Genomic DNA, 25,891 nt, shown 5'->3' on the forward strand with positions numbered 1-25,891 from the left:
TTTGCTTCGTTTCAGCCGGAGCGATATGTTAATAGCACTAATTCACCTATTTTAATGATAAAAATAAAGGGGTAATTGATACCTCTTAACTTGCAAATAATGTCTGGGGGCAAACTCATGGAGATGTTGTCGGGAGCTGAAATGGTCGTCAAATCATTGATTGACCAAGGAGTAAAGCACGTGTTTGGTTATCCAGGCGGTGCAGTATTAGATATTTATGACGCACTTCACACTGTTGGTGGGGTAGAACATATTTTAGTGCGTCATGAACAGGCTGCGGTGCATATGGCAGATGGTTACGCTCGTTCAACAGGGGATGTCGGCGTGGTGCTTGTGACATCGGGTCCTGGTGCAACGAATGCAATCACAGGGATAGCGACAGCATATATGGACTCTGTTCCGATGGTCGTGTTATCAGGGCAGGTTGCTAGTTCGCTAATTGGCAATGATGCTTTCCAAGAATGCGATATGGTTGGGATTTCTCGTCCAATAGTTAAACACAGCTTTTTAATTAAAGATGCACAAGAGATCCCTGAAACAATCAAAAAAGCTTTTTATATTGCAGCTAGCGGTCGTCCGGGTCCGGTGGTCATTGATTTTCCAAAAGATACCGTTAATCCGGCTTTAAAATTTGCTTACCGTTATCCAGACAGTGTCTCTTTGCGTTCTTATAACCCAACGTTGCAAGGGCATAAAGGCCAAATAAAAAAAGCGCTATCTAAGCTAGTCGCAGCAAAAAAACCGGTTTTTTATATTGGTGGGGGTGCCATCAATGCAAATTGCTCCGCAGAAATTATTGAACTGGCTGAGAAACTGCAATTGCCGGTAGTATCCACACTAATGGGGTTAGGGGCTTTCCCTGAAACTCACCAGCAGTCTGTTGGTATGCTAGGTATGCATGGTACCTATGAAGCCAATAAGGTTATGCATAACTCGGATGTTATTTTTGCAGTTGGTGTGCGCTTTGATGACCGTACAACCAACAATTTAGAAAAATACTGTCCAAACGCGACGGTCATTCAAATTGATGTTGACCCAACGTCTATCTCAAAAACGGTTAATGCGGACATTCCTATTGTCGGAGATGCCAAATTAACACTAAAACAAATGCTGGGTCAGTTAGAGCAAACATCATCACAACAAGACAGCCAAGCGCTCAAAGATTGGTGGAAAGATATAGCGCAATGGCGTACTAAACAATGTTTGCGTTATGAAACTAACTCAACAAAAGTTAAGCCCCAGCAGGCGATTGAAATGATCTATCGTTTAACGAATGGGGAAGCCTATGTCACGTCTGATGTAGGGCAACATCAAATGTTTGCTGCATTATATTACCCTTTTGATAAACCACGTCATTGGATTAACTCAGGTGGCTTAGGCACGATGGGGTTTGGTTTGCCAGCTGCATTAGGGGTGAAATTAGCACACCCTAAATCAACGGTTATTTGTGTGACTGGCGATGGCAGCATCCAAATGAATATTCAAGAGCTTTCAACCGCGCTGCAATATGGTTTGCCAGTTGTCGTACTTAATTTAAATAACGGTTTCTTAGGTATGGTGAAACAATGGCAGGACATGATTTACCAAGGTCGCCATTCACAATCTTATATGGAATCATTACCTGACTTTATTAAGTTAGCAGAGGCTTATGGTCATGTGGGGATTTCAATCTCCTCACCTGATGAACTTGAAACCAAGTTGCAACAAGCCCTCGTTGAGGTGAACGAAAATCAACGGTTAGTATTTGTTGATATTAATATTGATGAAACTGAGCACGTCTATCCAATGCAAATCCGTGGTGGGGCAATGGATGAAATGTGGTTGAGCAAAACAGAGAGGACCTGATCATGCGTCGTATTTTATCCGTTTTATTAGAAAATGAATCAGGTGCTTTGTCCCGCGTCATAGGTCTGTTTTCTCAACGTGGTTATAATATTGAAAGCCTAACCGTCGCACCAACGGATGACCCAACCTTGTCACGGATGACCATCCAAACTAAAGGTGATGCAAAGGTGCTTGAGCAAATAGAAAAGCAATTGCATAAACTGGTTGATGTTTTGCGTGTCAGTGAGCTAACAGCGTCAGCACATATTGAACGCGAGGTCATGTTAGTGAAGCTACAAGCTTCCGGTTATGGGCGTGATGAAGTGAAACGTTGTGCTGATATTTTCCGTGGGCAAATCGTAGATGTGACTCCAACGCTTTATACCGTTCAGCTAGCGGGAACAAGCGAAAAACTCGATGCTTTTATCGAATCTGTACGCGGTGTTGCTGAAATTGTTGAAGTTGTGCGCTCAGGGATCGTCGGTGTTTCACGTGGTGATAAAATTATGCGATGAAAAATTTATCTTCCAAAGGTAGAATACTCGCGTTTAAGGCTCCGAATGACTCGGAGCTATTCCCAAAATTGTAAAGAGGTTAACGTGAAACTGGATGAGATAGCCCGTCTAGCGGGTGTTTCCCGCACAACGGCTAGTTATGTGATCAACGGCAAGGCCAAGCAGTATCGAGTCAGCGATAAAACTGTAGAAAAAGTGATGGCAGTCGTCAGAGAGCACAATTACCATCCAAATGCAGTCGCGGCGGGTTTACGTGCAGGTCGTACCCGTTCTATAGGGTTAGTGATCCCTGATCTGGAAAATACCAGCTATACCCGTATAGCGAACTACCTTGAAAGGCAGGCACGTCAGCGTGGTTACCAATTACTCATTGCGTGCTCAGAAGACCAACCAGACAACGAAATCCGCTGCGTTGAACACCTTCTGCAACGGCAAGTTGATGCCATTATTGTTTCAACGGCATTACCCCCAGAGCACCCGTTTTACCAGCGCTGGGCAAACCGTTCTTTACCTATTATTGCACTCGATAGAGCCCTTGAAAAAGAGCACTTTATTAGCGTAGTAGGGGATGACCAAGAAGATGCTTTCATGATTTCAGCAGAATTGCGTAAGTTTAAAGCTGAATCGGTATTGTATTTAGGGGCATTACCTGAGTTATCTGTCAGCTATTTGCGTGAGCAAGGTTTTCGTAAAGCATGGAACGAAGACCCTCGCCAAGTTGATTATTTATATGCAAATAGCTATGAACGGGATTCAGCAGCGGAAGTTTTTGCCCACTGGCTTGATAGTGGTAATGAAATGCCTGATGCGTTGTTCACGACGTCATTCTCCTTGCTACAAGGGGTACTTGATATTGCGCTTAAACGCAGCGGTCGTTTACCGGAACACATGGTCATTGCCACCTTTGGTGATAACGAACTGTTAGATTTTCTGGGGTGCCCTGTGCTTTCCCTAGCTCAGCGTCATAGAGACATAGCAGAACGTATCTTAGAGTTGGTATTAGCCAGCCTAGATGAAAAACAAAAACCGGAACCGGGTGTCACCCGTATTCGTCGTGATTTATGTCGTCGTGGAAGTTTAGGTCGTAAGCAATAATTACTCGCTTTAACTTTAGCCGAACAGTTAATTATTTATGCGATAATGAGTGATGTTAATCACAAAAATGAGTAAGATAACGGCCCCTACACAGTAGGGGCTTTTTTTTATATGCAAAAATAGGTAAATATTTAACTTTAGGAATTATCTTAAAATATTTATTAACCATTTAACAGTGAAAGCTAAATTAGCGGATTAGAGTGAGAATTCGAGTCTGACTGTTTTATAAAAAATTAGTTTGTAAATCTTCTATTAATTAATACTGTTTATTAAAACAGTTATTTATTGGGTTGAAATATAATGGTTTTATTTTTTTACAGGGGTGTTTTTGCTGTGATTATATATTAGTGGTTGTTTTAAGACCAAGTAAACCCAAAAAATTGGTGAGAGATGCACGGATTAAAAATAAAACATAGGTCAGACTTATAACAAATTGTTTGATTTTTAGTCAAATTATCATAATTTAGTTTATTTAGACTGTGTTCTATAAAATATGTCAATTATATCAATCTGTTATTTCTTATTTTCTTTCCCAGTAAGATTTTACCCGCCATTATTTTTTCTGAATTGTTCTGTAAATAAAGCTAAAGCTCAATCTGACTGGCTTGACAAGGTTTTCATACCATTCGTAAACTTTATATGTGGTGAATTGTGGGGTAAAGTGGGTGGCTTGGAAATAAAAGGGGTTTAATCGGGTATGTTTCGTGGGGCAACACTGGTTAATCTCGACAGCAAAGGGCGTTTAACCGTGCCTACTCGTTATCGAGGAATGCTGAACGAGGAATCAAAAGGGCAAATGGTTTGTACCATTGACCTTCACCAGCCATGCCTGCTGCTTTATACCTTACCCGAATGGGAGATCATCGAAGAAAAACTTTCTCGGTTATCGACCATGAACATTGCAGAACGGCGCGTACAAAGGCTTTTGCTTGGCCATGCAAGTGAATGCCAAATGGACAATGCGGGGCGTCTTTTGTTAGCTAGTACATTGCGTCAACACGCAGGGCTAACCAAAGAGGTCATGTTGGTTGGCCAGATTAATAAATTTGAACTTTGGGATGAACAAACTTGGTATCAGCAAGTGGATGACGATATTGCCGCTGAACGCCTTACCAATGAACCACTTTCAGCCCGCTTACAGGATTTGTCACTATAACAATGACGCAACAGCAATTTAAGCACGTAACAGTATTATTGGATGAAGCCGTTAATGGCTTAAATATTCAGCCTAATGGGGTATACATCGACGGCACATTTGGTCGCGGTGGGCACTCCCGTCTGGTTTTAAGCCAACTGGGTGAACATGGTCGATTGATAGCCATTGACCGTGACCCAGAAGCCATAAAAGCAGCACAAAGTATTGATGACCCTCGTTTTATGATTAAACATGGGCCGTTTTCTGATATAGCAGCCTACGTAGAAGAAGAAGGTTTAGTGGGTAAAGTTGATGGGGTCTTGTTGGATTTAGGTGTTTCTTCGCCGCAATTAGATGACCCAGAAAGGGGGTTTTCCTTCATGCGTGATGGGCCATTAGACATGAGAATGGACCCAACGAAAGGCCAGTCAGCACAACAATGGCTGATGAACGCTGAGGCAGATGACATTGCTTGGGTACTTAAAACATTTGGTGAAGAGCGTTTTGCTAAGCGTATCGCAAGGGCGATCGTTGAACGTAATCACAATCCAGAAGAAGAGCCATTAACTCGTACGCGGCACCTTGCTGAATTAATTGCCAAAGTTAGTCCAATGAAAGACCGACATAAGCACCCAGCAACCCGCAGTTTTCAAGCGATTCGTATTTATATCAATAGCGAATTGGAAGAAATTGAACAGGCATTAGAGGGGGCGATGAATGTACTTGCTCCAAATGGGCGTTTATCTGTAATTAGTTTCCACTCTTTGGAAGATAGGCTAGTTAAACGATTCATTCGCAAAAATAGCAAAGGGCCTACTGTACCTGCGGGGATACCCCTCACGGAGAGTCAAATAAAGGAACTCGGTGCTGCGAAATTGCGCGACTTAGGGAAAATGAAGCCTTCAGATAGGGAAATAAACGAAAATCCACGCGCACGTAGCTCTGTGCTGCGTTTTGCAGAGAAGGCGGGGCAATAATGGTTCCTGAAAGGCACAGCCTAGCACGCGTGATTGGGCGCGATTTATTCCGTTATGGCGTTGTTCCTTTGATTTTATTAGCTGCAATTATTGTTAGTGCAATATTTGTGGTGACCACGGCACATGAGACACGTTTGTTAACTGCTGCGAAAGACAGGCTCTACGAAGAGAAAGACTCGCTAGATATTGAATGGCGCAATCTGATCCTTGAGGAAAATGCATTAGCGAGCCATAGCCGGATAGAACGTTTGTCTATTGATAAATTACAGATGGTACAAGTTGAACCATCACAAGAAAAAATTATTGTTTCTAAACAATAAAAAGGTCCCTAATGAAAGCACCGAAAACAGCGAAAAATAAGAAACAAGATGAAAGCACCAGCTTTATCCGCTGGCGTTTTATTTTGCTGTGTGGATGCATTGTCTTAGCGTTAGCTGGTTTATTGGCGCGTGTGGCTTATCTACAAATTATAGCGCCAGAAAAACTGGTAAAAGAAGGCGACATGCGCTCTTTGCGTGTGCAAGAAGTGGCAACCTCAAGAGGAATGATTAGCGACCGAGAAGGGCGCCAACTCGCCGTCAGTGTGCCTGTTAATGCAATTTGGGTTGACCCAAAAGAAGTGTTTGAAAAAGGGGGGATCAGCAATGATGAGCACTGGAAAGCACTCGCTGATGCACTTGAGATACCACTGGAACAAATTACCAACAAAATATCGGCCAATCCAAGAGGCCGTTTTGTGTATTTAGCGCGCCAAGTTAATCCATCTATCGGTGATTACGTTAAAAAATTAAAAATCCCAGGGATCTATTTACGTAAAGAATCCCGCCGCTATTACCCATCAGGCCCAGTTACCGCGCATTTGCTTGGTGTGACAAATATTGATGGTGAAGGGATTGAAGGGGGCGAAAAAAGCTTTGACCGTTGGTTAAAAGGGGCGCCGGGTGAGCGTACCGTGCGTAAAGACCGTAATGGACGCGTTATCGAAACTATCTCATCGGTTGATAGCCAAGCAGCTCATAACTTAACGTTGAGTATTGATGAGCGAATTCAGTCTATTGTATACCGTGAGTTAACTCGTGGTGTTCAACAAAATAAAGCCGAATCTGGTGTGGCAATTTTAGTGGATGTGCATACAGGGGAAATCTTAGCGATGGCTAACAGCCCATCCTACAACCCTAATAACCTTGCTGGTACACCAATGGATGCAATGCGTAATCGTGCTATTACCGATATTTTTGAACCGGGTTCGACCGTGAAACCAATGGTCGTCATGAGCGCGTTGCATAATAAAATTATTAAAGAAAACTCAGTGATAAATACTTATCCATATCGTGTTGGCGGTCATGAAATTAAAGACGTTGGGCGTTATGCAGAGTTAACAATCACTGGGATTTTACAGAAGTCGAGTAACGTTGGTGTTTCTAAACTGGCGTTAGCGATGCCTGCCACAGAGCTGGTGGATGTGTATAACCGCTTTGGGTTTGGCAAACCGACTAATCTGGGGTTAGTCGGGGAAAGTAGTGGCATATTCCCAAGTAAAAAAACACGGTGGTCTGATCTTGAAAGGGCCACCTTTTCTTTTGGCTACGGGCAAATGGTAACTCCGTTACAGCTTGCGCGGGCCTATGCAACAATCGGTAGTTTTGGTATTTATCGCCCATTATCTATCACAAAGGTAGACCCTCCTGTTCCAGGGACTCGTGTATTTCCCGAGCCGATTATGCGAACAGTGGTTCATATGATGGAAAGCGTCGCTTTACCAGGCGGTGGTGGTGCAAGTGCAGCCATTAAAGGCTATCGCATTGCAATCAAAACAGGGACCGCGAAAAAAGTCGGTCCTGAAGGGCGTTACGTCGAAAAATATCTAGCCTACGCCGCTGGCGTTGCGCCAGCCAGTAATCCGCGTTATGCATTGGTGGTGTTAATTAACGAACCAAGTGCAGGCAAATATTATGGTGGTGCGGTATCTGCACCTATATTTGGTTCAATTATGGGCGGGGTCTTACGACTCATGAATATTGAACCTGATGCATTACAACCGAACGAACAAAACGAAATTGTGAATAGCAAAAAAGAGGTTAAAAGTGGCAGATCGTAATCTTTGTGATCTTCTCTCACCTTTTGGTGTGAGCATAGCTCCAGTCTCACTACGTGAGATGACACTAGACAGTCGAAAGGCTGCCTCGGGCGATCTGTTCATTGCTATAAAAGGTCATCAATCGGATGGTCGACACTATATTCCTCAAGCAATTGCTCAAGGAGTTTCCGCTGTTATTGCTGAGGCACAGGGAGAAGCGGCAGAAGGCGAAGTGCGTTTTATCCACGGCGTACCTGTTATTTATCTGCATGACCTTAATAATCGCTTGTCGGCACTTGCTGGTGAGTTTTACCAACATCCATCAACAAAAATGAAATTAGTTGGTGTTACTGGGACAAACGGTAAAACGACGACAACACAATTAATTGCGCAGTGGGCAAAAGGCTTAGGTGAAACCAGTGCCGTAATGGGAACTGTGGGTAATGGGCTATTAGGGCAGGTTACGCCAAGTGAAAACACCACTGGCTCAGCAGTTGATATCCAGCTTGAACTTACACAATTATTAAATAAAAAAGCGAGTTTAACCGCGATGGAAGTATCTTCACATGGCTTAATTCAAGGCCGTGTGGCTGCATTACAATTTGATGCGGCAGTATTTACCAACTTAAGCCGTGATCACCTTGATTATCATGGTGATATGGAAAATTACGAAGCCGCAAAATGGTTATTATTTTCTACTCATAATACAAAATCGCAAATCATTAATGCAGATGATGATGTCGGGTTGAAATGGTTACAGCGTTTACCTCAGGCCTGTGCGGTAACGATGGAAAATCGAATTCCTAATGGTTGGCAGGGCCCATGGTTAGCTGCGACAGAGGTGGAATACCATGATAAAGGCGCGACGATCCACTTTGCTTCCTCGTGGGGGAATGGGGTGTTCGAAAGCCCACTAATGGGGGCTTTTAATGTCAGTAACTTATTAGTGGCGATGGCAACTTTATTAATGATGGATTACCCATTGGGCGAACTGATGGCGACAACATCCTCATTATCGCCTGTGTGTGGTCGCATGGAAGTATTTAGTGCACCTAACAAACCGACAGTGGTGGTTGATTATGCCCATACACCTGATGCCTTAGAAAAAGCATTAGCTGCGGCTCGTTTACACTGTAAAGGGCAACTCTGGTGCGTGTTTGGCTGTGGCGGCGACCGTGATAAAGGCAAGCGCCCACTAATGGGGGCTGCGGCGGAAGAATGGGCTGATAAAATAGTCATTACAGATGATAACCCTCGTAGTGAAGACCCGATTGACATTATTAATGACATTATGGCGGGTTTGTTAGATTCAAGCCGAGCATTAGCTATCCCTGGCCGTCCAGAGGCGGTGACCAGTACAATTTTGCAAGCCTCACCAGATGATGTGATTGTGATCGCGGGTAAAGGCCATGAAGACTACCAAATTATCGGCCAGCGAAAATTGGATTATTCAGACCGCTTAACGGTCGCAAGGTTATTGGGGGTAATCGCATGATCCCACTAACACTTGCACAATTAGCACAAATTACAGCTGGGCAGATTGAATGCACGGCAGATAACCAATTACAGCTAACCGCAGTGAGTACGGATAGCCGGAAAATTCCAGAAAACGGCTTGTTTATTGCTTTAAAAGGTGAGCGTTTCGATGCCCATGATTTTGCACAGCAGGTGGTTGAGGCGGGTGCAAAAGCCTTATTGGTAGCACGTAAACTGAATGTGGATTGCCCACAAGTCATCGTGAAAGATACTCGGATTGCTATGGGGCAACTGGCTGCGTGGGTACGTCAACAAAGCCGAGCGAAAGTTGTTGGCTTAACGGGCTCTTCTGGCAAGACGTCGGTGAAAGAAATGGTGGCGTCAATTTTGTCAGAGCGGGGCAAAACACTATATACCGCGGGTAATTTGAATAATGATATTGGTGTTCCGTTAACGTTATTTCGCTTGACTGACGAATACGATTTTGCCGTCATAGAAATGGGGGCCAATCACCCCAATGAGATTGCTTATACGACGAATATAGTGAAGCCTGAAGCGGCACTAGTGAATAATTTATTTGGGGCGCATTTAGCAGGTTTTGGTTCACCTGAAGGGGTTGCTAAGGCCAAAGGTGAAATTTATCAAGGTGTGGCAGAAGAAGGCACTGCGATTGTTAATCTTGATAGCTACAGTGATAAATGGCGGTTTCAGCCACGCCAGACGGTTTGGTATTATTCATTAGCGCCAGAAGCTAACGTGGATTTTTACCCTTCAGATATTCAAGTTAAGCAACTGACAACGGATTTTGTTTTACACACACCAGTGGGGCGTGCTGATATCACATTGCCACTTCCGGGGATGCATAATATTGCGAATGTCCTTGCTGCGAGTGCATTAGCCATTTCAGTGGGGGCTAGCCTTGAAAACATTAAAAATGGCTTGGCGAAAACTCAAGCTGTACCGGGGCGCTTATACCCTGTCAGTTTAGCTGAGCATAAAGTGGTTTTCGATGATACCTATAATGCAAATGATGGCTCAATGATTGCTGCTATTAATGTGCTAGCACAAATGCCGGGATATCGCATTCTGGTTGTCGGCGATATGGGCGAGCTAGGCGATTACGCTCACGATTGTCACCAACGTGTTGGTATCGCAGCTAAGCAAGCAGGTTTAGAAAAAGTATTAAGTGTTGGTGAACTGAGTGAGCTGATCAGCCAATTAAGTGAGTGCGGTGAACACTTCACCACCAAAACAGATTTATTGTCCCGACTAATTCCGCTAGCACAGCAGAATGATGTTGTTTCCATTTTAGTTAAAGGTTCACGCAGCTCCGCGATGGAAGATGTAGTGAATGCATTAAAGGAGTGCTTTGAATGTTAGTCTGGCTTGCCGAAATGTTGGTCCACAAGTTTTCCGTGTTGAACGTCTTTTCTTATTTGACGTTCAGAGCCATTGTCGGTTTGCTGACAGCACTCGCTATTGCTTTATGGATGGGTCCACATCTAATTACTTACTTGCAAAAAATGCAAATTGGTCAAGTCGTTCGTAGTGAAGGGCCTGAGTCACACTTTAGTAAACGCGGCACGCCAACCATGGGCGGCTTATTGATTTTATTCTCAATTACAGTTTCAACACTGTTATGGGCTCGCTTAGATAATCCGTATGTTTGGTGTGTATTACTGGTGTTAGTCGGCTACGGTATTGTTGGCTTTGTTGATGATTACCGCAAAGTGGTTCGTAAAGATACGCGGGGGTTAATCGCGCGTTGGAAATATTTCTGGCAATCCGTTATCGCATTAGTCGTTGCATTTTCAATGTACGCGATTGGTAAAGACACACCAGCAACACTGTTGGTTGTTCCATTCTTTAAAGATGTTATGCCGCAACTGGGTGTGCTGTATATTTTATTGACTTACTTTGTGATTGTCGGGACTAGCAACGCGGTTAACTTAACGGATGGCCTAGATGGCTTAGCGATTATGCCGACTGTTTTCGTTGCTGCTGGGTTTGCTTTAGTGGCATGGGCGACAGGTAACGTCAACTTTGCAGGTTATTTGCATATCCCATTTTTACCTCATGCAGGTGAATTGGTGATTGTGTGTACCGCCATTGTTGGCGCTGGCTTGGGCTTCTTGTGGTTTAACACCTATCCAGCACAAGTCTTTATGGGCGATGTTGGCTCATTAGCGCTAGGTGGTGCACTCGGTACCATTGCGGTGCTACTACGCCAAGAGTTTTTATTAGTGATTATGGGTGGTGTGTTTGTGGTTGAAACACTGTCGGTGATCTTACAAGTTGGTTCGTTTAAATTACGCGGTCAACGTATTTTCCGCATGGCACCAATTCACCACCATTATGAATTGAAAGGCTGGCCAGAGCCACGAGTGATCGTGCGCTTTTGGATTATTTCGTTAATGTTAGTCCTGATCGGGCTAGCAACCTTGAAGGTGCGTTAACATGGTCGATTATCAGGGTAAGAATGTAGTTATTATAGGTCTTGGGGTAACAGGCCTATCCTGCGTTCATTTTTTCATTGAGCGTGGCGTTGTGCCGCGTGTGATGGATACCCGAACCGTACCGCCCGGTGTTGATAAACTTCCTGTAAATGTGGCGTGCCATAGCGGTAGTTTGAATAACTCATGGCTACAAGAAGCGGATTTAATTGTTGCAAGCCCTGGTATTGCTTTAGCAACACCGCAATTGCAGCAAGCTGCACAAAACGGCATCGAAATTGTGGGTGACATTGAACTCTTTTGCCGTGAAGCCGATGCTCCGATAGTGGCTATTACGGGGTCGAATGGTAAAAGTACGGTTACCTCACTTGTGGGTGAAATGGCAAAAGCCGCCGGGGTTTCAGTCGGCGTTGGTGGCAATATAGGTATTCCTGCACTTTCATTACTGAATGCAGGGCATGCTCTCTATGTTTTAGAGCTATCAAGCTTTCAACTGGAAACGACATCCAGTTTAAAAGCGGCTGCTGCAACGGTATTGAATATTAGTGAAGACCATATGGATCGCTATCCATTGGGGCTAGTGCAGTATCGCGCAGCAAAATTGAAAATTTATCATCAAGCTGAAAACTGCATTGTGAATGGGCAAGATGCGCTGACATTACCCGAAAACCTAACACAAGATGAATGCATCAGTTTTGGTTTAAATAACGGTGATTATTTCTTTGATACCCAAAAACGTGTGTTAGTGGCTAAAGGTGAGCAACTGTTGGATGTTAACGAGATGCATCTGACCGGCCAACATAATTACCTCAATGCGTTAGCTGCATTAGCCTTGGCGGATGCAGTTAATATTCCTCGTAAAGCGAGTGTGCAAGTCTTGAAAGAATATGCAGGGCTGGCACACCGTTTTGAATTGGTCCTATTTAAACATGGTGTTCGTTGGATTAACGACTCTAAAGCAACTAATGTTGGTAGTACAGAAGCGGCGCTGAATGGGTTACATGTTGAAGGCACTTTGTATTTATTATTAGGTGGCGATGGTAAGTCTGCTGATTTTTCATCACTCAAACCTTATATTGCTGCGGATAACTACCGTTTGTATTGTTTTGGTCGCGATGGTGAAACATTGGCGGCGCTGGCGCCGGAAAAATCAGTATTGACAGAAACCATGGAGCAAAGCTTACGCCAAATTGCACCAAATTTAAAAGCCGGTGATATGGTGTTGTTATCTCCTGCCTGTGCAAGTTTGGATCAATTTAAAAGTTTTGAGCAGCGCGGTGCTGTCTTTGCTCAATTAGCCGAGGAGTTAGGTTAATGACAATACCGGGTGCATTGCGTATCAAAAACTGGGTCATTGGTGAAAGAAATGGCGTGATTTCAGGCTCAACGCTTTACGACCGTACATTAGTATGGTTGGCATTCGGTCTTGCTGCGGTTGGTTTCATTATGGTGACATCCGCGTCGATGCCCGTAGGGCAACGTTTAACGGAAGACCCATTCTATTTTGCTAAACGTGATGTTGTGTATATCGTCATTGCATTTATTTTAGCGCTAGGTGTAATGCGTATTCCGATGGCAGTTTGGGAAAAATACAACTTTATATTACTGATGGCATCATTAGCTATGCTAGTTGTAGTACTTGTCGCAGGCAGCTCGGTTAATGGTGCATCACGCTGGATAGATATCGGGTTGGTAAAAATCCAGCCTGCGGAGCTCTCAAAATTTACATTATTTTGCTATGTATCTAGTTATTTAGTTCGTAAATCAGACGAGGTACGTACACGCTTCCTCGGTTTTATCAAACCAATGTGTATTTTGGTCGTTATGGCCTCTTTATTGTTATTACAGCCTGATTTAGGAACCGTCATTGTTTTAGTGGTCACGACACTTGGTTTATTGTTTTTAGCTGGGGCAAGGCTCGCACCATTTATTATTGGGATCGCTGCTTGTGCAGTTGGGGTATTAGCATTGATTTGGTTTGAACCATATCGTTTGCGACGTGTTACCTCTTTCTTAAACCCATGGGATGACCCGTTTGGTAGTGGTTATCAGTTAACGCAATCCTTGATGGCTTTTGGTCGTGGGGAAATGTTTGGTCAGGGGTTAGGTAATTCAGTACAAAAATTGGAATATTTGCCCGAAGCGCATACGGATTTTATTTTTTCAGTTTTAGCCGAAGAGCTGGGTTATTTAGGCGTGGTACTGGTTCTGCTAATGGTATTTATGTTGGCATTCAGGGCGATGATGATTGGTCGCCGCGCATTAATGTCAAATCAACTGTTTGGTGGTTATTTAGCGTGCTCAATTGGGATTTGGTTTACTTTCCAAGCACTTGTCAACGTCGGTGCGGCATCCGGTATGCTGCCAACGAAAGGGTTAACATTACCATTAATTAGTTATGGTGGTTCAAGTTTACTGGTTATGGCTGCTGCGATAGCAATATTATTACGAATTGATTTTGAAACACGTCTTGAAAAAGCACAGGCGTTTGTAAGGAGCGTTAAATGAGTCAGGCAAAAAAACTACTCGTCATGGCCGGTGGAACAGGGGGACATGTTTTTCCTGGTCTAGCTGTGGCGCATTATTTGCAGGCTCAGGGCTGGGAAATTCGTTGGTTAGGCACCGCTGATCGTATGGAAGCTACATTAGTACCTAAACATGGCATTGATATCGAGTTTATTCAGATATCGGGTTTAAGGGGAAAAGGGATTGCGGCATTGGTCGGTGCACCTTGGCGGATTTACAAAGCGATCCGTCAAGCTAAGGCCATTATTAAACAGTATCAACCCGATGCAGTCTTAGGGATGGGGGGCTATGTCTCCGGTCCGGGTGGAATTGCAGCATGGCAGTGTGGGGTTCCGGTTGTTTTGCACGAACAAAATGGCATCGCTGGTTTAACGAATAAATGGTTATCTCGAATAGCTAAGCGTGTATTACAAGCTTTTCCGGGGGCATTTCCAAATGCACCTGTGGTTGGCAACCCCGTCCGTGAAGATGTTTTAGCTTTACCGGCCCCACAAATCCGTTTGGCGGGTAGAGATGGCGCAATACGTGTATTGGTTATCGGTGGTAGCCAAGGGGCGCGAATTTTAAACCAAGTTATGCCTTTAGTGGCTGAAAAAACAAGCAAGCAGTTAAATATTTGGCATCAGGCTGGAAAAGGTAGTAAAGGTTCTACTGAAGCATTGTATAATGAACACCTGCAAGTTTCGGGTAATTCCGAGTATAAAGTTACTGAATTTATTGACGATATGGCGCAAGCTTATGCTTGGGCAGATATTGTTGTTTGCCGCTCAGGTGCATTGACAGTAAGTGAAGTTGCAGCCGCAGGTTTACCTGCCATTTTTGTTCCTTTTCAGCATAAAGACCGCCAGCAATATTGGAATGCACTGCCGCTAGAAAAAGCAGGGGCCGCTAAAATATTAGAACAGCCGCAATTTACGGCTGATGCTGTGGCGAACCTACTTGAACAGTGGGATAGGGCAACGTTACTGTCGATGGCGCAAAAAGCCCATGATTGTGCAATAACTGATGCAACGGAACGCGTTGCTGCTGTTATTTGCGAAGTGGCTAAATAATTTTAGCCATAATTGATACCGATTTAATTAGAAGCGAAGAAATATAGTGAATACACAACAATTAGCGAAATTAAGAATATCAGTGCCAGAAATGAGAAGAGTTAGGCACATCCATTTTGTTGGCATCGGTGGTGCCGGCATGGGTGGTATCGCTGAAGTGTTGGCAAATGAAGGTTATGAAATTAGTGGTTCTGATTTAGCACCAAATGCAGTGACTCAACAGTTAACCGAATTGGGCGCAACAATTTATTTTAACCATCGCCCCGAAAATGTTGAAAATGCGAGTGTGGTTGTAGTTTCTACAGCTATTTCCAGTGAGAACCCTGAAATTCAAGCAGCAAAAGAGTTACGTATTCCTGTTATTCGCCGTGCAGAAATGTTAGCTGAACTAATGCGTTATCGTCATGGTATTGCTGTTGCAGGGACTCATGGCAAAACAACAACGACAGCAATGATTTCTGGGATTTATGCGCAAGCAGGTTTAGACCCAACCTTTGTGAATGGCGGTTTAGTTAAATCAGCAGGGACACATGCTCGCTTAGGCAGTAGCCGTTACTTAATTGCTGAAGCTGATGAAAGCGATGCTTCATTTTTGCACTTACAACCGTTAGTTGCGGTCGTCACGAATATTGAAGCTGACCATATGGATACTTATCAAGGTGACTTTGATAATTTAACCAATACGTTCATTAACTTCTTACATAATTTGCCATTTTATGGCCGTGCAGTCATGTGTATTGATGACCCTGTAATTCGTTCATTATTACCCAAAATTGGTCGTTATATAACGACTTATGGTTTTAGTGAAGATGCTGATGTGCGTATCACAAAATATGAACAAAAAGGTAATCAAGGTTTTTTCACCATTGCGCGTGAAGGGATGCCAGAACTGACTGTCGTACTTAATGCGCCGGGGCGTCACAATGCATTGAATGCAACGGCTGCGGTTGCTGTGGCAACTGAGGAAGGCATTGATGACTTACATATTTTGTCTGCGCTGGTAGAGTTCCAAGGCACTGGGCGTCGTTTTGATTTCCTAGGTAATTTCGCATTACGCAATGTGAATGGTAAGGAAGGCGAAGTGATGTTAGTTGATGACTACGGTCATCATCCAACAGAAGTTGACGCCACCATTAAAGCAGCAAGAGCAGGTTGGCCAGATAAACGTATTGTTATGATTTTTCAGCCTCATCGCTATACACGTACGCGTGATTTATACGATGATTTTGTTAATGTGCTGGGGCAAGTTGATATATTACTGATGTTAGATGTGTATTCTGCTGGTGAGAAGCATGTTCCGGGGGCTGATAGCCGCTCATTATGTAGAACAATTCGTGGTCGCGGTCAGATTGATCCTATTTATGTTGCCGACGTTGAACAAATACCACACATCCTAGCTCAAACTCTTGATGAAAATGATTTAATTTTAGTTCAAGGCGCAGGAAATATTGGTAAAATAGCAAAAAACCTAGCGGAAACGAAATTACAGCCGCCGATGGTTGAGGAATAAATATGGCAGAGAAAGTTGCGGTTTTATTAGGAGGGACATCCGCTGAACGTGAGGTTTCACTTCAGTCAGGGAGTGCTGTGCTGACAGGGTTACGTCAAGCAGGTATTGATGCTCATCCTATTGATACCAAAGATTTTCCTGTTGAAACACTGAGAAATGCAGGTTTCGATAAAGTATTTATTGCGTTACATGGTCGTGGCGGTGAAGACGGAACATTACAGGGGTTATTGGAGTTTTTAAACCTACCTTATACTGGTAGCGGTGTAATGGCCTCGGCACTTAGTATGGACAAGCTAAGAACAAAACAATTATGGGAAGGGGCAGGGTTAAGTGTGTCTCCGTATGTATACTTGACTCAGCAGCAGTATACCCAAGCTTCCCATGAACAAGTTATCGAAAAGGTTCAACAACTCGGTTTACCACTTATTGTTAAGCCAAGTTTAGAAGGTTCCAGTGTTGGGATGAGTAAAGTCGACAGTTTAGAGACATTGTCTTCAGCACTAGAATTGGCATTTCAGTTTGACGATACAGTGTTGATAGAAAAATGGCTTAGTGGCCCAGAATTTACGGTTGCAATATTAGGTGATAAGACATTACCGTCCATCCGTATTCAACCACCGGGTATTTTTTATGACTATGAAGCAAAATATCTGTCAGATGAAACGCAATATTTTTGCCCAAGTGGTTTAGATGAACAAGCGGAATCTGAGTTGTCTGAGTTAGCAATGAATGCATATCAGACAGTAGGATGTGAAGGCTGGGGGCGAGTGGATGTAATGCAAGATAGTGACGGTCAGTTCTATTTATTAGAAGTGAATACCTCACCAGGCATGACTAGCCATAGCCTAGTACCAATGGCCGCACGTCAAGCAGGTATGGGGTTTTCTGAGTTAGTTGTGCAAATTTTGAAATTGGCTCGTTGATATGTCGCAGGCAGCATTAAACGTTAAACATCATAACCATAAGAACGATGAAGACCCAAGTTCAGGGCCAAGTAATGGTGCATTTTTAGGTGGGTTATTTTTCTTCCTAATTGTTGTAAGTACTATCATTTGGAGTGGTTGGATGGTAACGACATGGATGAAAGATGCAGATAGGCTACCAATGTCTAAATTGGTTCTAACAGGGGAGCGTCATTACACCAAAAATGATGATGTTAGAAAGGCAATTTTAGCATTAGGGCAACCGGGTACGTTTATGACAGTTGATGTCAATGCTATCCAAAATCAAATAAGCATGATGCCTTGGATACGCCAAGTTACAGTGCGCAAACAATGGCCTGACGAATTAAAGATTCACATTGTTGAGTATCGTCCATTTGCAAGGTGGAATGATCAAAACATGGTAGATGGAGAGGGGCGGGTATTTAGTTTACCGGTCAGCGAAAATGGGAAAGGCGACTATGTGTTGCTGTATGGCCCACAAGGTAGCCAAAAAGAAGTTCTTAAAGAATTTGCAGTATTTAAGAATACGTTAGCTGCACATAACTTAAAGCTAAAGTCACTCTCTATGACTGCTAGGCATGCATGGCAAATTATTTTAGACAACGATGTCAGAATTGAACTGGGTAAAAAAGATGTTTCAGAGCGGCTAAACAGGTTCCTTGAACTTTATCCGCTTTTGCAGCAAACGACGGATAAACGAGTTGATTATGTTGACTTACGTTATACCAGTGGTGCTGCGGTGGGTTGGGCACCACTATTGGTCGATGCTCCACCGAGTTTACAATAATGACTAATAACTCTAATTAGGCAGAAGAAATGATTAAAGCAACGGACAGAAAATTAGTGGTAGGCCTTGAAATTGGAACTTCCAAGGTATCAGCCCTTGTTGGCGAAATTCTGCCCGATGGTATGGTTAATATTATTGGGGTGGGAAGTTGTCCATCTCGCGGAATGGACAAAGGTGGCGTAAACGACCTTGAATCAGTGGTAAAATGTGTCCAAAGAGCGATTGATCAGGCCGAATTAATGGCAGATTGCCAAATATCTTCAGTATATCTTGCGTTATCGGGTAAGCATGTTAGCTGCCAAAATGAAATTGGTATGGTGCCAGTTTCAGAAGAAGAAGTGACACAAGAAGATGTTGATAGTGTGGTACATACTGCAAAATCAGTTCGTGTTCGTGATGAACACAGAATATTGCACGTAATTCCACAAGAGTTCGCGATAGATTACCAAGAAGGGATTAAAAACCCGGTTGGGTTATCGGGTGTACGTATGCAAGCCAAAGTACATCTGATCACCTGCCATAATGATATGGCGAAGAATATAGTCAAAGCAGTTGAGCGTTGTGGGTTAAAAGTCGATCAGCTTATTTTTGCGGGTCTTGCTGCAAGCTATAGCGTGTTAACTGAAGATGAGCGTGAGTTAGGCGTTTGTGTCGTCGATATTGGTGGCGGTACAATGGATATGGCAGTTTATACGGGGGGCGCTTTACGCCACACTAAGGTTATTCCATACGCAGGTAATGTGGTGACTAGTGATATCGCTTATGCTTTCGGAACACCGCCAACAGATGCAGAGGCAATCAAAGTGCGTCATGGTTGTGCAGTAGGTTCGATTGTCAGTAAAGATGAGACCGTAGAAGTGCCTAGTGTGGGTGGTCGTCCACCTAGAAGTTTACAGCGTCAAACCTTAGCAGAAGTTATCGAGCCACGGTATACTGAGCTGTTAAACTTAGTAAATGAAGAAATTTTAAATTTACAGGAACAGTTACGCCAACAAGGTGTCAAACACCATTTGGCCGCTGGTATCGTGTTGACTGGTGGAGCAGCTCAAATCGATGGTTTAGTCGAATGTGCTCAAAAAGTGTTCCATACGCAAGTGCGAATTGGTACACCGCTCAACATCACAGGATTAACGGATTATGCACAGGAGCCATACTATTCAACTGCGGTTGGGCTTCTGCACTACGGTAAAGAAAGCCATTTAGGCGATGATACCGAAATAGAAAAACGAGCATCAGTGAGCGGGTGGTTTAGTAAAATAACTAGCTGGCTGAGAAAAGAATTTTAATTTTTATAAAGAAGCATATTATTAGCTTCAAAAGTAGTAAGCACAAAACGGAGAGACATTATGTTTGAACCAATGGAGCTAACCAACGATGCGGTGATTAAAGTCATCGGCGTTGGGGGCGGCGGCGGTAATGCCGTTGAACACATGGTGCGTGAACGTATTGAAGGCGTTGAGTTCTTCGCTGTCAATACAGACGCACAGGCACTGCGTAAAACCGCAGTTGGACAAACTATCCAGATCGGTACAGGTATTACCAAAGGTCTGGGTGCTGGCGCAAACCCTGAAGTCGGCCGTAATGCCGCTGAAGAAGATCGTGAAGCTCTGCGTAATGCATTAGATGGCGCAGATATGGTCTTTATCGCAGCAGGTATGGGCGGTGGTACAGGAACTGGGGCTGCTCCAGTTGTTGCCGAGGTAGCCAAAGAACTGGGTATTCTGACAGTTGCTGTTGTGACTAAGCCTTTCAATTTTGAAGGTAAAAAGCGCATGGCATTTGCAGAAGCGGGGATTACTGAGTTATCAAAACACGTAGACTCACTGATCACCATCCCAAATGATAAATTATTGAAAGTACTTGGTCGTGGTATCTCGTTACTAGATGCTTTTGGTGCGGCAAATGACGTACTTAAAGGTGCAGTACAAGGTATCGCTGAACTGATTACACGCCCAGGTTTGATGAACGTAGACTTCGCTGACGTACGTACAGTCATGTCAGAAATGGGCTACGCGATGATGGGTTCAGGTGTCGCTCGTGGTGAAGATAGAGCAGAAGAAGCGGCTGAAATGGCCATTTCTAGCCCACTACTTGAAGATATCGACCTGTCTGGTGCGCGTGGTGTGTTGGTTAACATCACCGCTGGTTTCGACCTGCGCTTGGATGAGTTTGAGACGGTAGGTAATACTATCCGTGCTTTCGCATCTGATAATGCGACGGTAGTAATCGGTACTTCTCTAGACCCAGAAATGCACGAAGAGCTGCGCGTCACTGTTGTTGCTACGGGTATTGGTATGGACAAACGTCCAGAAATTACCTTAGTCAGCAATAAGATGTCTCAGCAGACGTCAATGGAGCAACGTTATCAGCAAATGCAAAATAGCATGTCTTCATTAACAGAAGAGAAACCAGCAGCTAAAGCGGTTAATGACCAAAATACGCAAACAAATAAAGAACCAGATTATCTTGATATTCCTGCGTTCTTGCGTAAGCAGGCCGATTAATTTTAATTTATATTGGTTTCTCCGCTTTTTGTGCTAAAATTTCCTACTGGTTATCCTGTAAGATAATCAGTAGGACTTATAACATTGCGAGAAAAATACGATGATCAAACAAAGGACATTAAAACGTATAATTACAGCGACTGGTGTCGGTTTACATACCGGCAAAAAAGTTACGCTTACTTTACGTCCAGCGCCGGCCAATACCGGGGTCATCTACCGTCGTACTGACCTTAATCCACCGGTTGATTTTCCGGCAGATGCGAAATCAGTTCGCGATACTATGTTATGTACTTGCTTAGTCAACGAAGATAACGTACGTATTTCAACTGTTGAGCATTTGAATGCTGCCTTAGCAGGGTTAGGTATCGATAACATTGTTATTGAAGTCAATGCGCCTGAAATCCCTATTATGGATGGCAGTGCAGCACCATTTGTTTTCTTACTGCTTGATGGCGGTATCGAAGAGTTAAATTGTGCAAAGAAATTTTTGCGTATTAAAGAAACTGTACGTGTTGAAGATGGTGATAAATGGGCAGAGATGAAACCTTATAATGGGTTTAGTCTTGATTTCACTATTGATTTCCAACACCCGGCTATTGATAGCAGCACACAACGCTATTCACTTGATTTCTCTGCGGAATCATTTGTTAATCAAATCAGCCGAGCACGTACTTTTGGTTTTATGCGTGATATTGAATATCTGCAATCAAAAGGCTTATGCTTAGGCGGTAGTTTCGACTGCGCTATCGTTGTTGATGACTATAAAGTTCTTAACGAAGATGGCTTACGTTTTGAAGATGAATTCGTTCGTCACAAAATGTTGGATGCAATAGGTGACTTATTCATGTGTGGGCATAACATTATTGGCGCATTTACTGCGTTCAAATCTGGTCATGCACTGAATAACAAACTTCTACAAGCGGTTTTAGCGAAAGAGTCCGCTTGGGATCTTGTTACCTTTGAAGATGAAGCTCAATTGCCAGTGGCATTTAAAGCCCCTTCAGCTGTATACGCATAACGTTGGTTATGCGGCTATCACCGAAAATAATCGGGGTTAGCCCTTTCTGTTGGCTGTGCTAGTACTCTCTCCGGCTAGTGCAGCCAGCCGCTCAAACCTTTCTTTTAACCCTTTTGGGCTATTCTCCGCTAATTTTAATAATGTTAGTGCTGTTTGCGTGCTTATCTGACGGTTGTTCATTTTTTGACTTGCGGAGTCTGTTTGCTTAGTTACTGAACTATTTTGCTTCGATTTTCGCATTAGATCGGGATTGATTCTGATGTCGATAGAAGATAAAGATGGTAGAATAGATGTCCTTAATGCAGAAAGAAGGTTTATTTTTTCATAATTAAGGCGGGTCATCCAGCTGGCATTAGCCACTTCGAGGACCATAACATTGTTACGGTAGTTTGCAACACGGCACATTGGTTTGATTTCACTAGGAAGTAAGCCTTTTACTGCACGGTTCAGTTTAACAATGGCTTTTGCATTGCGCTGAATTGTCTGCAACGTGTTCGATGATGTTGCCAATGACCCTTCAAGAACATCAAAAAGTGCTTGGGGATGACTATCTCTCATTTTTGGCTCCAGCTAACAATGTGCAATGATAAAACGTATAGACAGATAATAGCATTGTCACGAATTGATGATATAAGAGTTTAATGGGCATTTTAAATTTTTGGCGACAACTTGGTAGAAAATACTTTTGGTCCCACCTATTATTAGGTGTGGTTGCCACGGGTGTCGGCTTGCCTACAATTTTAAATGCATTATCTGAGTCTCAATTAACACAAATTAACTCTTCACCAGTTAATCGCCAAAGTCAGGCGGTTAATGCGTTTGATAATTTATTTGCTCAGCAAAATTCTCAACGTTCTTCATCCTCATCCTCTTTTTCGGTTAATTATTGGCAGCAACATGCGGTAAGAAATGTCATCCGTCAGTTAACTTTTGCCTTTTCTGCAACCGAAGATGACGATGCAAGTACGGCCAAAAAAGAATCAGAACAACTTATTGTACCACAATTGATGTTAGATACGTTGTATGCCATGTTGGCTCAGCGTTCACTTCAGTGGGATGAACGTATTGTTCAAGTTAATCATTATGATTACCCTCACTTTATTTCCTACCAACCTGCGATGTGGGTGGCACAAGTCCATGGTATTCGTGCAGGGCCGTTAACTTCTTAATCTCCCTCATAAAGTATCAGCAGATATCGCTGTATTATTTTATGGCATAACAATGAATAAAAAATTAAATAACTAATTGATATATTAGAGATTAAAGATATGTTAACAAAGATCCTAACCAAAGTTTTTGGTAGCCGTAACGACCGCACACTACGCCGCTTACGCAAAGAAGTTGAAAAAATTAACCGTTTAGAGCCTGATTTCGAAAAGTTATCGGATGATGAACTAAAAGCTAAAACAATTGAGTTTCGTGAGCGTCTAGAGAAAAACGAAAGCTTAGAAAGCATCATTCCTGAAGCGTTCGCTACGGTACGTGAAGCGAGTCGACGTGTATTTGGTATGCGTCACTTTGATGTACAGTTAATTGGTGGGATGGTACTGAATGAACGCTGTATCGCTGAAATGCGCACAGGTGAAGGTAAAACACTTACCGCAACGTTACCTGCATATATTAACGCATTAAGTGGCAAAGGTGTCCATGTTGTAACAGTAAACGACTACTTAGCAAAACGAGATGCGGAAAATAACCGCCCATTATTTGAGTTCTTAGGCTTAACGGTGGGTATTAACTTACCGGGTATGGCTCCTCCAGCGAAACGCGAAGCGTATGCTGCGGATATTACTTATGGAACTAATAACGAGTTTGGCTTCGACTACTTACGTGACAACATGGCGTTTAGTCCTGAAGAACGCGTTCAACGTAAGCTTCATTATGCTTTAGTGGATGAGGTTGACTCAATCCTTATCGATGAAGCTCGTACACCTCTAATTATCTCAGGTCCTGCTGAAGATAGCTCAGAATTGTACCAAAAAGTGGATAAACTAATTCCACATCTGCAACGCCAAGAAAAAGAAGACTCCGATACTTTCCAAGGGGAAGGTCATTTTTCGGTTGATGAAAAGGCACGTCAAGTTACCATTACTGAGCGTGGGCTAGTATTAATCGAAGAGTTATTGGCAAAAGAAGGCTTAATGGCTGAAGGAGAGTCGTTATATTCTCCATCTAACATTATGTTAATGCACCATGTTATGGCTGGCTTACGTGCGCATGCTTTATTTACGTTAGACGTTGATTATATTGTAAAAGATGGCCAAATTGTTATTGTCGACGAACATACAGGTCGTACAATGGAAGGGCGTCGTTGGTCTGATGGTTTGCACCAAGCTGTTGAAGCGAAAGAAGGTGTTGAAATCCAAAATGAAAACCAGACACTCGCGTCTATAACATTCCAAAATTACTTCCGTTTGTATGAAAAACTAGCCGGTATGACGGGTACCGCAGATACAGAAGCGTTTGAATTTAGCTCTATTTATAAACTTGATACCATCGTTATTCCAACTAACCGCCCAATGGTTCGTAAAGATTTACCTGATCTGGTTTATATGAATGAAGCAGATAAATTCGCTGCAATTATTGAAGATATCCGTGAAAGAACTGCCAATGGTCAGCCAGTACTGGTCGGTACTATTTCGATTGAAAAATCAGAGCTAATTTCTAATGCATTGAAAAAAGCTAAGATTGCGCACAATGTTCTTAATGCTAAATTCCACGCAATGGAAGCTGATATTATCGCCAATGCGGGTCAAGCGGGTGCTGTCACCATTGCAACGAACATGGCGGGGCGTGGTACTGATATTATGTTGGGTGGTAGCTGGCAATCTGAAATTGCCGCTTTGGAAGACCCAACTCAAGAACAAATTGATGAAATCAAAGCCCAATGGAAAATTCGTCATGATGCAGTATTAGCATCCGGCGGTTTACATATCATTGGTACAGAGCGTCATGAGTCTCGCCGTATTGATAACCAGTTACGAGGCCGTGCTGGTCGTCAAGGGGATGCAGGTTCATCACGTTTCTATTTATCGATGGAAGATGCACTTATGCGCATTTTCGCCTCTGACCGTGTCACTGGGATGATGAAAAAACTGGGGATGAAACCTGGTGAAGCAATAGAGCATCCATGGGTCACTAAAGCGATTGCGAATGCGCAACGTAAAGTTGAAAGCCGTAACTTTGATATTCGTAAACAATTACTTGAGTATGATGATGTAGCGAGCGACCAACGTCGTGCTATCTATACTCAGCGTAATGAATTGTTGGATGGTGGTGATATCAAGGAAACCGTTGATAGCATTCGTGAAGATGTATTCACAACAACAATGGATGCATATATTCCTCCGCAATCATTAGAAGAAATGTGGGATATTGAAGGTCTACATCAGCGTTTAGTTAATGATTTTGACCTCGATTTACCAATCAAAGAGTGGTTAGATAAAGAACCAGAACTGCACGAGGAAACATTGCGTGAACGTATCATGGCAAAAGCCATTGAAGTTTATGATCGCAAAGAAGAAATTGTCGGTGCAGAAGCAATGCGTAACTTTGAAAAAGGGGTAATGTTGCAAACATTAGATACCTTATGGAAAGAGCATTTAGCTTCAATGGATTATTTACGTCAAGGTATTCATTTACGTGGTTATGCCCAAAAAGACCCGAAACAAGAATATAAACGTGAGTCTTTCAGCATGTTTGCAAATATGCTTGAAGCACTGAAATATGAGGTGATCAGTACGTTATCTAAAGTACAAGTTCGTTTACCTGAAGAGGTCGAAGCTTTAGAACAACAGCGCCGTGAAGAAGCAGAGCGTTTAGCGAAGAAACAACAACTTAGTCACGAAGCAGGTTCGGAATCTTTAATGACTGAAACTGAAGCCAAAATAGCAACACAAGGCCATAAAATCGGTCGTAATGACCCATGTCCTTGTGGCTCAGGTAAAAAGTATAAGCAATGCCATGGCCGCTTAAACTAATTCGTTGTTAAAAATATC

The 25,891-nt window shown here is 43.1% G+C and carries 22 protein-coding genes; 21 read left to right on the top strand and 1 reads right to left on the bottom strand.

The window, feature by feature from the left end; all coding sequences use genetic code 11:
• Positions 1 to 117: 117 nt before the first annotated feature.
• The 19 genes from ilvI (at position 118) to lpxC (ending at position 21,893) form a co-directional block, all read left to right on the top strand.
• Positions 118 to 1,845, top strand: a complete 1,728-nt coding sequence (gene ilvI, locus M1F14_RS09725) for an acetolactate synthase 3 large subunit (RefSeq protein WP_042845418.1) — start codon at positions 118 to 120, stop codon at positions 1,843 to 1,845.
• A 2-nt stretch (positions 1,846 to 1,847) separates the two neighbouring features.
• Positions 1,848 to 2,339 (top strand): acetolactate synthase small subunit, encoded by a 492-nt coding sequence (ilvN, locus tag M1F14_RS09730; protein WP_042845128.1) that lies wholly within the window; start codon positions 1,848 to 1,850, stop codon positions 2,337 to 2,339.
• Between the two features lie 84 nt (positions 2,340 to 2,423).
• Positions 2,424 to 3,434 carry a catabolite repressor/activator gene (gene cra, locus M1F14_RS09735; RefSeq protein WP_042845417.1) on the top strand — a complete coding sequence of 337 codons (1,011 nt, stop codon included), beginning with the start codon at positions 2,424 to 2,426 and terminating at the stop codon, positions 3,432 to 3,434.
• Between the two features lie 697 nt (positions 3,435 to 4,131).
• Positions 4,132 to 4,590 (top strand): division/cell wall cluster transcriptional repressor MraZ, encoded by a 459-nt coding sequence (gene mraZ, locus M1F14_RS09740; RefSeq protein ID WP_042845126.1) that lies wholly within the window; start codon positions 4,132 to 4,134, stop codon positions 4,588 to 4,590.
• A gap of 2 nt (positions 4,591 to 4,592) precedes the next feature.
• Complete coding sequence (rsmH, locus tag M1F14_RS09745; protein WP_042845125.1) at positions 4,593 to 5,546, top strand: 16S rRNA (cytosine(1402)-N(4))-methyltransferase RsmH; 954 nt, start codon at positions 4,593 to 4,595, stop codon at positions 5,544 to 5,546.
• Positions 5,546 to 5,866 (top strand): cell division protein FtsL, encoded by a 321-nt coding sequence (gene ftsL / locus M1F14_RS09750; RefSeq protein ID WP_048607944.1) that lies wholly within the window; start codon positions 5,546 to 5,548, stop codon positions 5,864 to 5,866. Before rsmH ends, ftsL begins: the two co-directional genes overlap by 1 nt.
• Positions 5,867 to 5,877: 11 nt before the next feature.
• Positions 5,878 to 7,644, top strand: a complete 1,767-nt coding sequence (gene ftsI / locus M1F14_RS09755; RefSeq protein ID WP_181468670.1) for a peptidoglycan glycosyltransferase FtsI — start codon at positions 5,878 to 5,880, stop codon at positions 7,642 to 7,644.
• The gene (gene murE, locus M1F14_RS09760) at positions 7,631 to 9,118 is read left to right on the top strand and encodes a UDP-N-acetylmuramoyl-L-alanyl-D-glutamate--2,6-diaminopimelate ligase (RefSeq protein ID WP_048607943.1); all 1,488 of its coding nucleotides are present in this window, start codon (positions 7,631 to 7,633) and stop codon (positions 9,116 to 9,118) included. Before ftsI ends, murE begins: the two co-directional genes overlap by 14 nt.
• Positions 9,115 to 10,479 carry a UDP-N-acetylmuramoyl-tripeptide--D-alanyl-D-alanine ligase gene (gene murF, locus M1F14_RS09765; protein WP_048607942.1) on the top strand — a complete coding sequence of 455 codons (1,365 nt, stop codon included), beginning with the start codon at positions 9,115 to 9,117 and terminating at the stop codon, positions 10,477 to 10,479. The genes murE and murF overlap by 4 nt, the downstream gene beginning before the upstream one ends.
• Positions 10,473 to 11,555 carry a phospho-N-acetylmuramoyl-pentapeptide-transferase gene (mraY, locus tag M1F14_RS09770; RefSeq protein WP_042845119.1) on the top strand — a complete coding sequence of 361 codons (1,083 nt, stop codon included), beginning with the start codon at positions 10,473 to 10,475 and terminating at the stop codon, positions 11,553 to 11,555. Before murF ends, mraY begins: the two co-directional genes overlap by 7 nt.
• Position 11,556: 1 nt before the next feature.
• Positions 11,557 to 12,867 (top strand): UDP-N-acetylmuramoyl-L-alanine--D-glutamate ligase, encoded by a 1,311-nt coding sequence (gene murD / locus M1F14_RS09775; protein WP_042845118.1) that lies wholly within the window; start codon positions 11,557 to 11,559, stop codon positions 12,865 to 12,867.
• A complete protein-coding gene (gene ftsW / locus M1F14_RS09780) occupies positions 12,867 to 14,060 on the top strand; it encodes a cell division protein FtsW (RefSeq protein ID WP_042845117.1) in 1,194 nt (397 codons plus the stop codon). Before murD ends, ftsW begins: the two co-directional genes overlap by 1 nt.
• The gene (gene murG / locus M1F14_RS09785; RefSeq protein ID WP_042845116.1) at positions 14,057 to 15,130 is read left to right on the top strand and encodes an undecaprenyldiphospho-muramoylpentapeptide beta-N-acetylglucosaminyltransferase; all 1,074 of its coding nucleotides are present in this window, start codon (positions 14,057 to 14,059) and stop codon (positions 15,128 to 15,130) included. The genes ftsW and murG overlap by 4 nt, the downstream gene beginning before the upstream one ends.
• Positions 15,131 to 15,176: 46 nt before the next feature.
• Positions 15,177 to 16,640, top strand: coding sequence for a UDP-N-acetylmuramate--L-alanine ligase (gene murC, locus M1F14_RS09790; RefSeq protein ID WP_042845115.1), 1,464 nt, complete (start codon positions 15,177 to 15,179; stop codon positions 16,638 to 16,640).
• Between the two features lie 2 nt (positions 16,641 to 16,642).
• Positions 16,643 to 17,563 (top strand): D-alanine--D-alanine ligase, encoded by a 921-nt coding sequence (locus M1F14_RS09795; RefSeq protein ID WP_042845114.1) that lies wholly within the window; start codon positions 16,643 to 16,645, stop codon positions 17,561 to 17,563.
• Between the two features lies 1 nt (position 17,564).
• Positions 17,565 to 18,371 carry a cell division protein FtsQ gene (gene ftsQ, locus M1F14_RS09800; protein ID WP_042845113.1) on the top strand — a complete coding sequence of 269 codons (807 nt, stop codon included), beginning with the start codon at positions 17,565 to 17,567 and terminating at the stop codon, positions 18,369 to 18,371.
• Positions 18,372 to 18,400: 29 nt separating this feature from the next.
• The gene (gene ftsA, locus M1F14_RS09805; protein ID WP_042845112.1) at positions 18,401 to 19,657 is read left to right on the top strand and encodes a cell division protein FtsA; all 1,257 of its coding nucleotides are present in this window, start codon (positions 18,401 to 18,403) and stop codon (positions 19,655 to 19,657) included.
• Between the two features lie 60 nt (positions 19,658 to 19,717).
• Entirely contained in the window at positions 19,718 to 20,875 is a 1,158-nt protein-coding gene (gene ftsZ / locus M1F14_RS09810) for a cell division protein FtsZ (protein WP_042845111.1), read from the top strand.
• A gap of 100 nt (positions 20,876 to 20,975) precedes the next feature.
• Positions 20,976 to 21,893: a UDP-3-O-acyl-N-acetylglucosamine deacetylase gene (gene lpxC, locus M1F14_RS09815; protein WP_042845110.1), complete on the top strand. Its 918-nt coding sequence runs from the start codon at positions 20,976 to 20,978 to the stop codon at positions 21,891 to 21,893.
• 36 nt (positions 21,894 to 21,929) lie between these two features.
• On the opposite strand, the gene M1F14_RS09820 is transcribed toward lpxC, so the two are convergent.
• On the bottom strand, positions 21,930 to 22,451 hold the full coding sequence (locus M1F14_RS09820; RefSeq protein ID WP_048607937.1) for a DUF721 domain-containing protein: 522 nt from the start codon (positions 22,449 to 22,451) through the stop codon (positions 21,930 to 21,932).
• Positions 22,452 to 22,534: 83 nt separating this feature from the next.
• On the opposite strand from M1F14_RS09820, the gene secM reads away from it, so the two are divergent.
• A complete protein-coding gene (gene secM, locus M1F14_RS09825) occupies positions 22,535 to 23,062 on the top strand; it encodes a secA translation cis-regulator SecM (RefSeq protein WP_042845101.1) in 528 nt (175 codons plus the stop codon).
• Between the two features lie 99 nt (positions 23,063 to 23,161).
• Positions 23,162 to 25,873, top strand: coding sequence for a preprotein translocase subunit SecA (secA, locus tag M1F14_RS09830; RefSeq protein WP_042845099.1), 2,712 nt, complete (start codon positions 23,162 to 23,164; stop codon positions 25,871 to 25,873).
• The last annotated feature ends 18 nt before the right edge of the window (positions 25,874 to 25,891 follow it).

The organism is Providencia sp. PROV003 (genome assembly GCF_045040775.1).
GTDB classification, from domain to species: Bacteria; Pseudomonadota; Gammaproteobacteria; order Enterobacterales; family Enterobacteriaceae; genus Providencia; species Providencia huashanensis.

What these genes read in the sequence shown, in the direction of transcription:
- murF (WP_048607942.1), top strand. Translation starts at nt 9,115, where the DNA reads ATGATCCCACTAACACTTGCACAATTAGCACAAATTACAGCTGGGCAG.
- ilvI (WP_042845418.1), top strand. Translation starts at nt 118, where the DNA reads ATGGAGATGTTGTCGGGAGCTGAAATGGTCGTCAAATCATTGATTGAC.
- M1F14_RS09820 (WP_048607937.1), bottom strand. Translation starts at nt 22,451, where the DNA reads ATGAGAGATAGTCATCCCCAAGCACTTTTTGATGTTCTTGAAGGGTCA.
- secM (WP_042845101.1), top strand. Translation starts at nt 22,535, where the DNA reads ATGGGCATTTTAAATTTTTGGCGACAACTTGGTAGAAAATACTTTTGG.
- ftsL (WP_048607944.1), top strand. Translation starts at nt 5,546, where the DNA reads ATGGTTCCTGAAAGGCACAGCCTAGCACGCGTGATTGGGCGCGATTTA.
- ftsW (WP_042845117.1), top strand. Translation starts at nt 12,867, where the DNA reads ATGACAATACCGGGTGCATTGCGTATCAAAAACTGGGTCATTGGTGAA.
- ftsA (WP_042845112.1), top strand. Translation starts at nt 18,401, where the DNA reads ATGATTAAAGCAACGGACAGAAAATTAGTGGTAGGCCTTGAAATTGGA.
- murD (WP_042845118.1), top strand. Translation starts at nt 11,557, where the DNA reads ATGGTCGATTATCAGGGTAAGAATGTAGTTATTATAGGTCTTGGGGTA.
- mraY (WP_042845119.1), top strand. Translation starts at nt 10,473, where the DNA reads ATGTTAGTCTGGCTTGCCGAAATGTTGGTCCACAAGTTTTCCGTGTTG.
- ftsI (WP_181468670.1), top strand. Translation starts at nt 5,878, where the DNA reads ATGAAAGCACCGAAAACAGCGAAAAATAAGAAACAAGATGAAAGCACC.
- murG (WP_042845116.1), top strand. Translation starts at nt 14,057, where the DNA reads ATGAGTCAGGCAAAAAAACTACTCGTCATGGCCGGTGGAACAGGGGGA.
- ftsZ (WP_042845111.1), top strand. Translation starts at nt 19,718, where the DNA reads ATGTTTGAACCAATGGAGCTAACCAACGATGCGGTGATTAAAGTCATC.
- ilvN (WP_042845128.1), top strand. Translation starts at nt 1,848, where the DNA reads ATGCGTCGTATTTTATCCGTTTTATTAGAAAATGAATCAGGTGCTTTG.
- mraZ (WP_042845126.1), top strand. Translation starts at nt 4,132, where the DNA reads ATGTTTCGTGGGGCAACACTGGTTAATCTCGACAGCAAAGGGCGTTTA.
- M1F14_RS09795 (WP_042845114.1), top strand. Translation starts at nt 16,643, where the DNA reads ATGGCAGAGAAAGTTGCGGTTTTATTAGGAGGGACATCCGCTGAACGT.
- secA (WP_042845099.1), top strand. Translation starts at nt 23,162, where the DNA reads ATGTTAACAAAGATCCTAACCAAAGTTTTTGGTAGCCGTAACGACCGC.
- rsmH (WP_042845125.1), top strand. Translation starts at nt 4,593, where the DNA reads ATGACGCAACAGCAATTTAAGCACGTAACAGTATTATTGGATGAAGCC.
- lpxC (WP_042845110.1), top strand. Translation starts at nt 20,976, where the DNA reads ATGATCAAACAAAGGACATTAAAACGTATAATTACAGCGACTGGTGTC.
- ftsQ (WP_042845113.1), top strand. Translation starts at nt 17,565, where the DNA reads ATGTCGCAGGCAGCATTAAACGTTAAACATCATAACCATAAGAACGAT.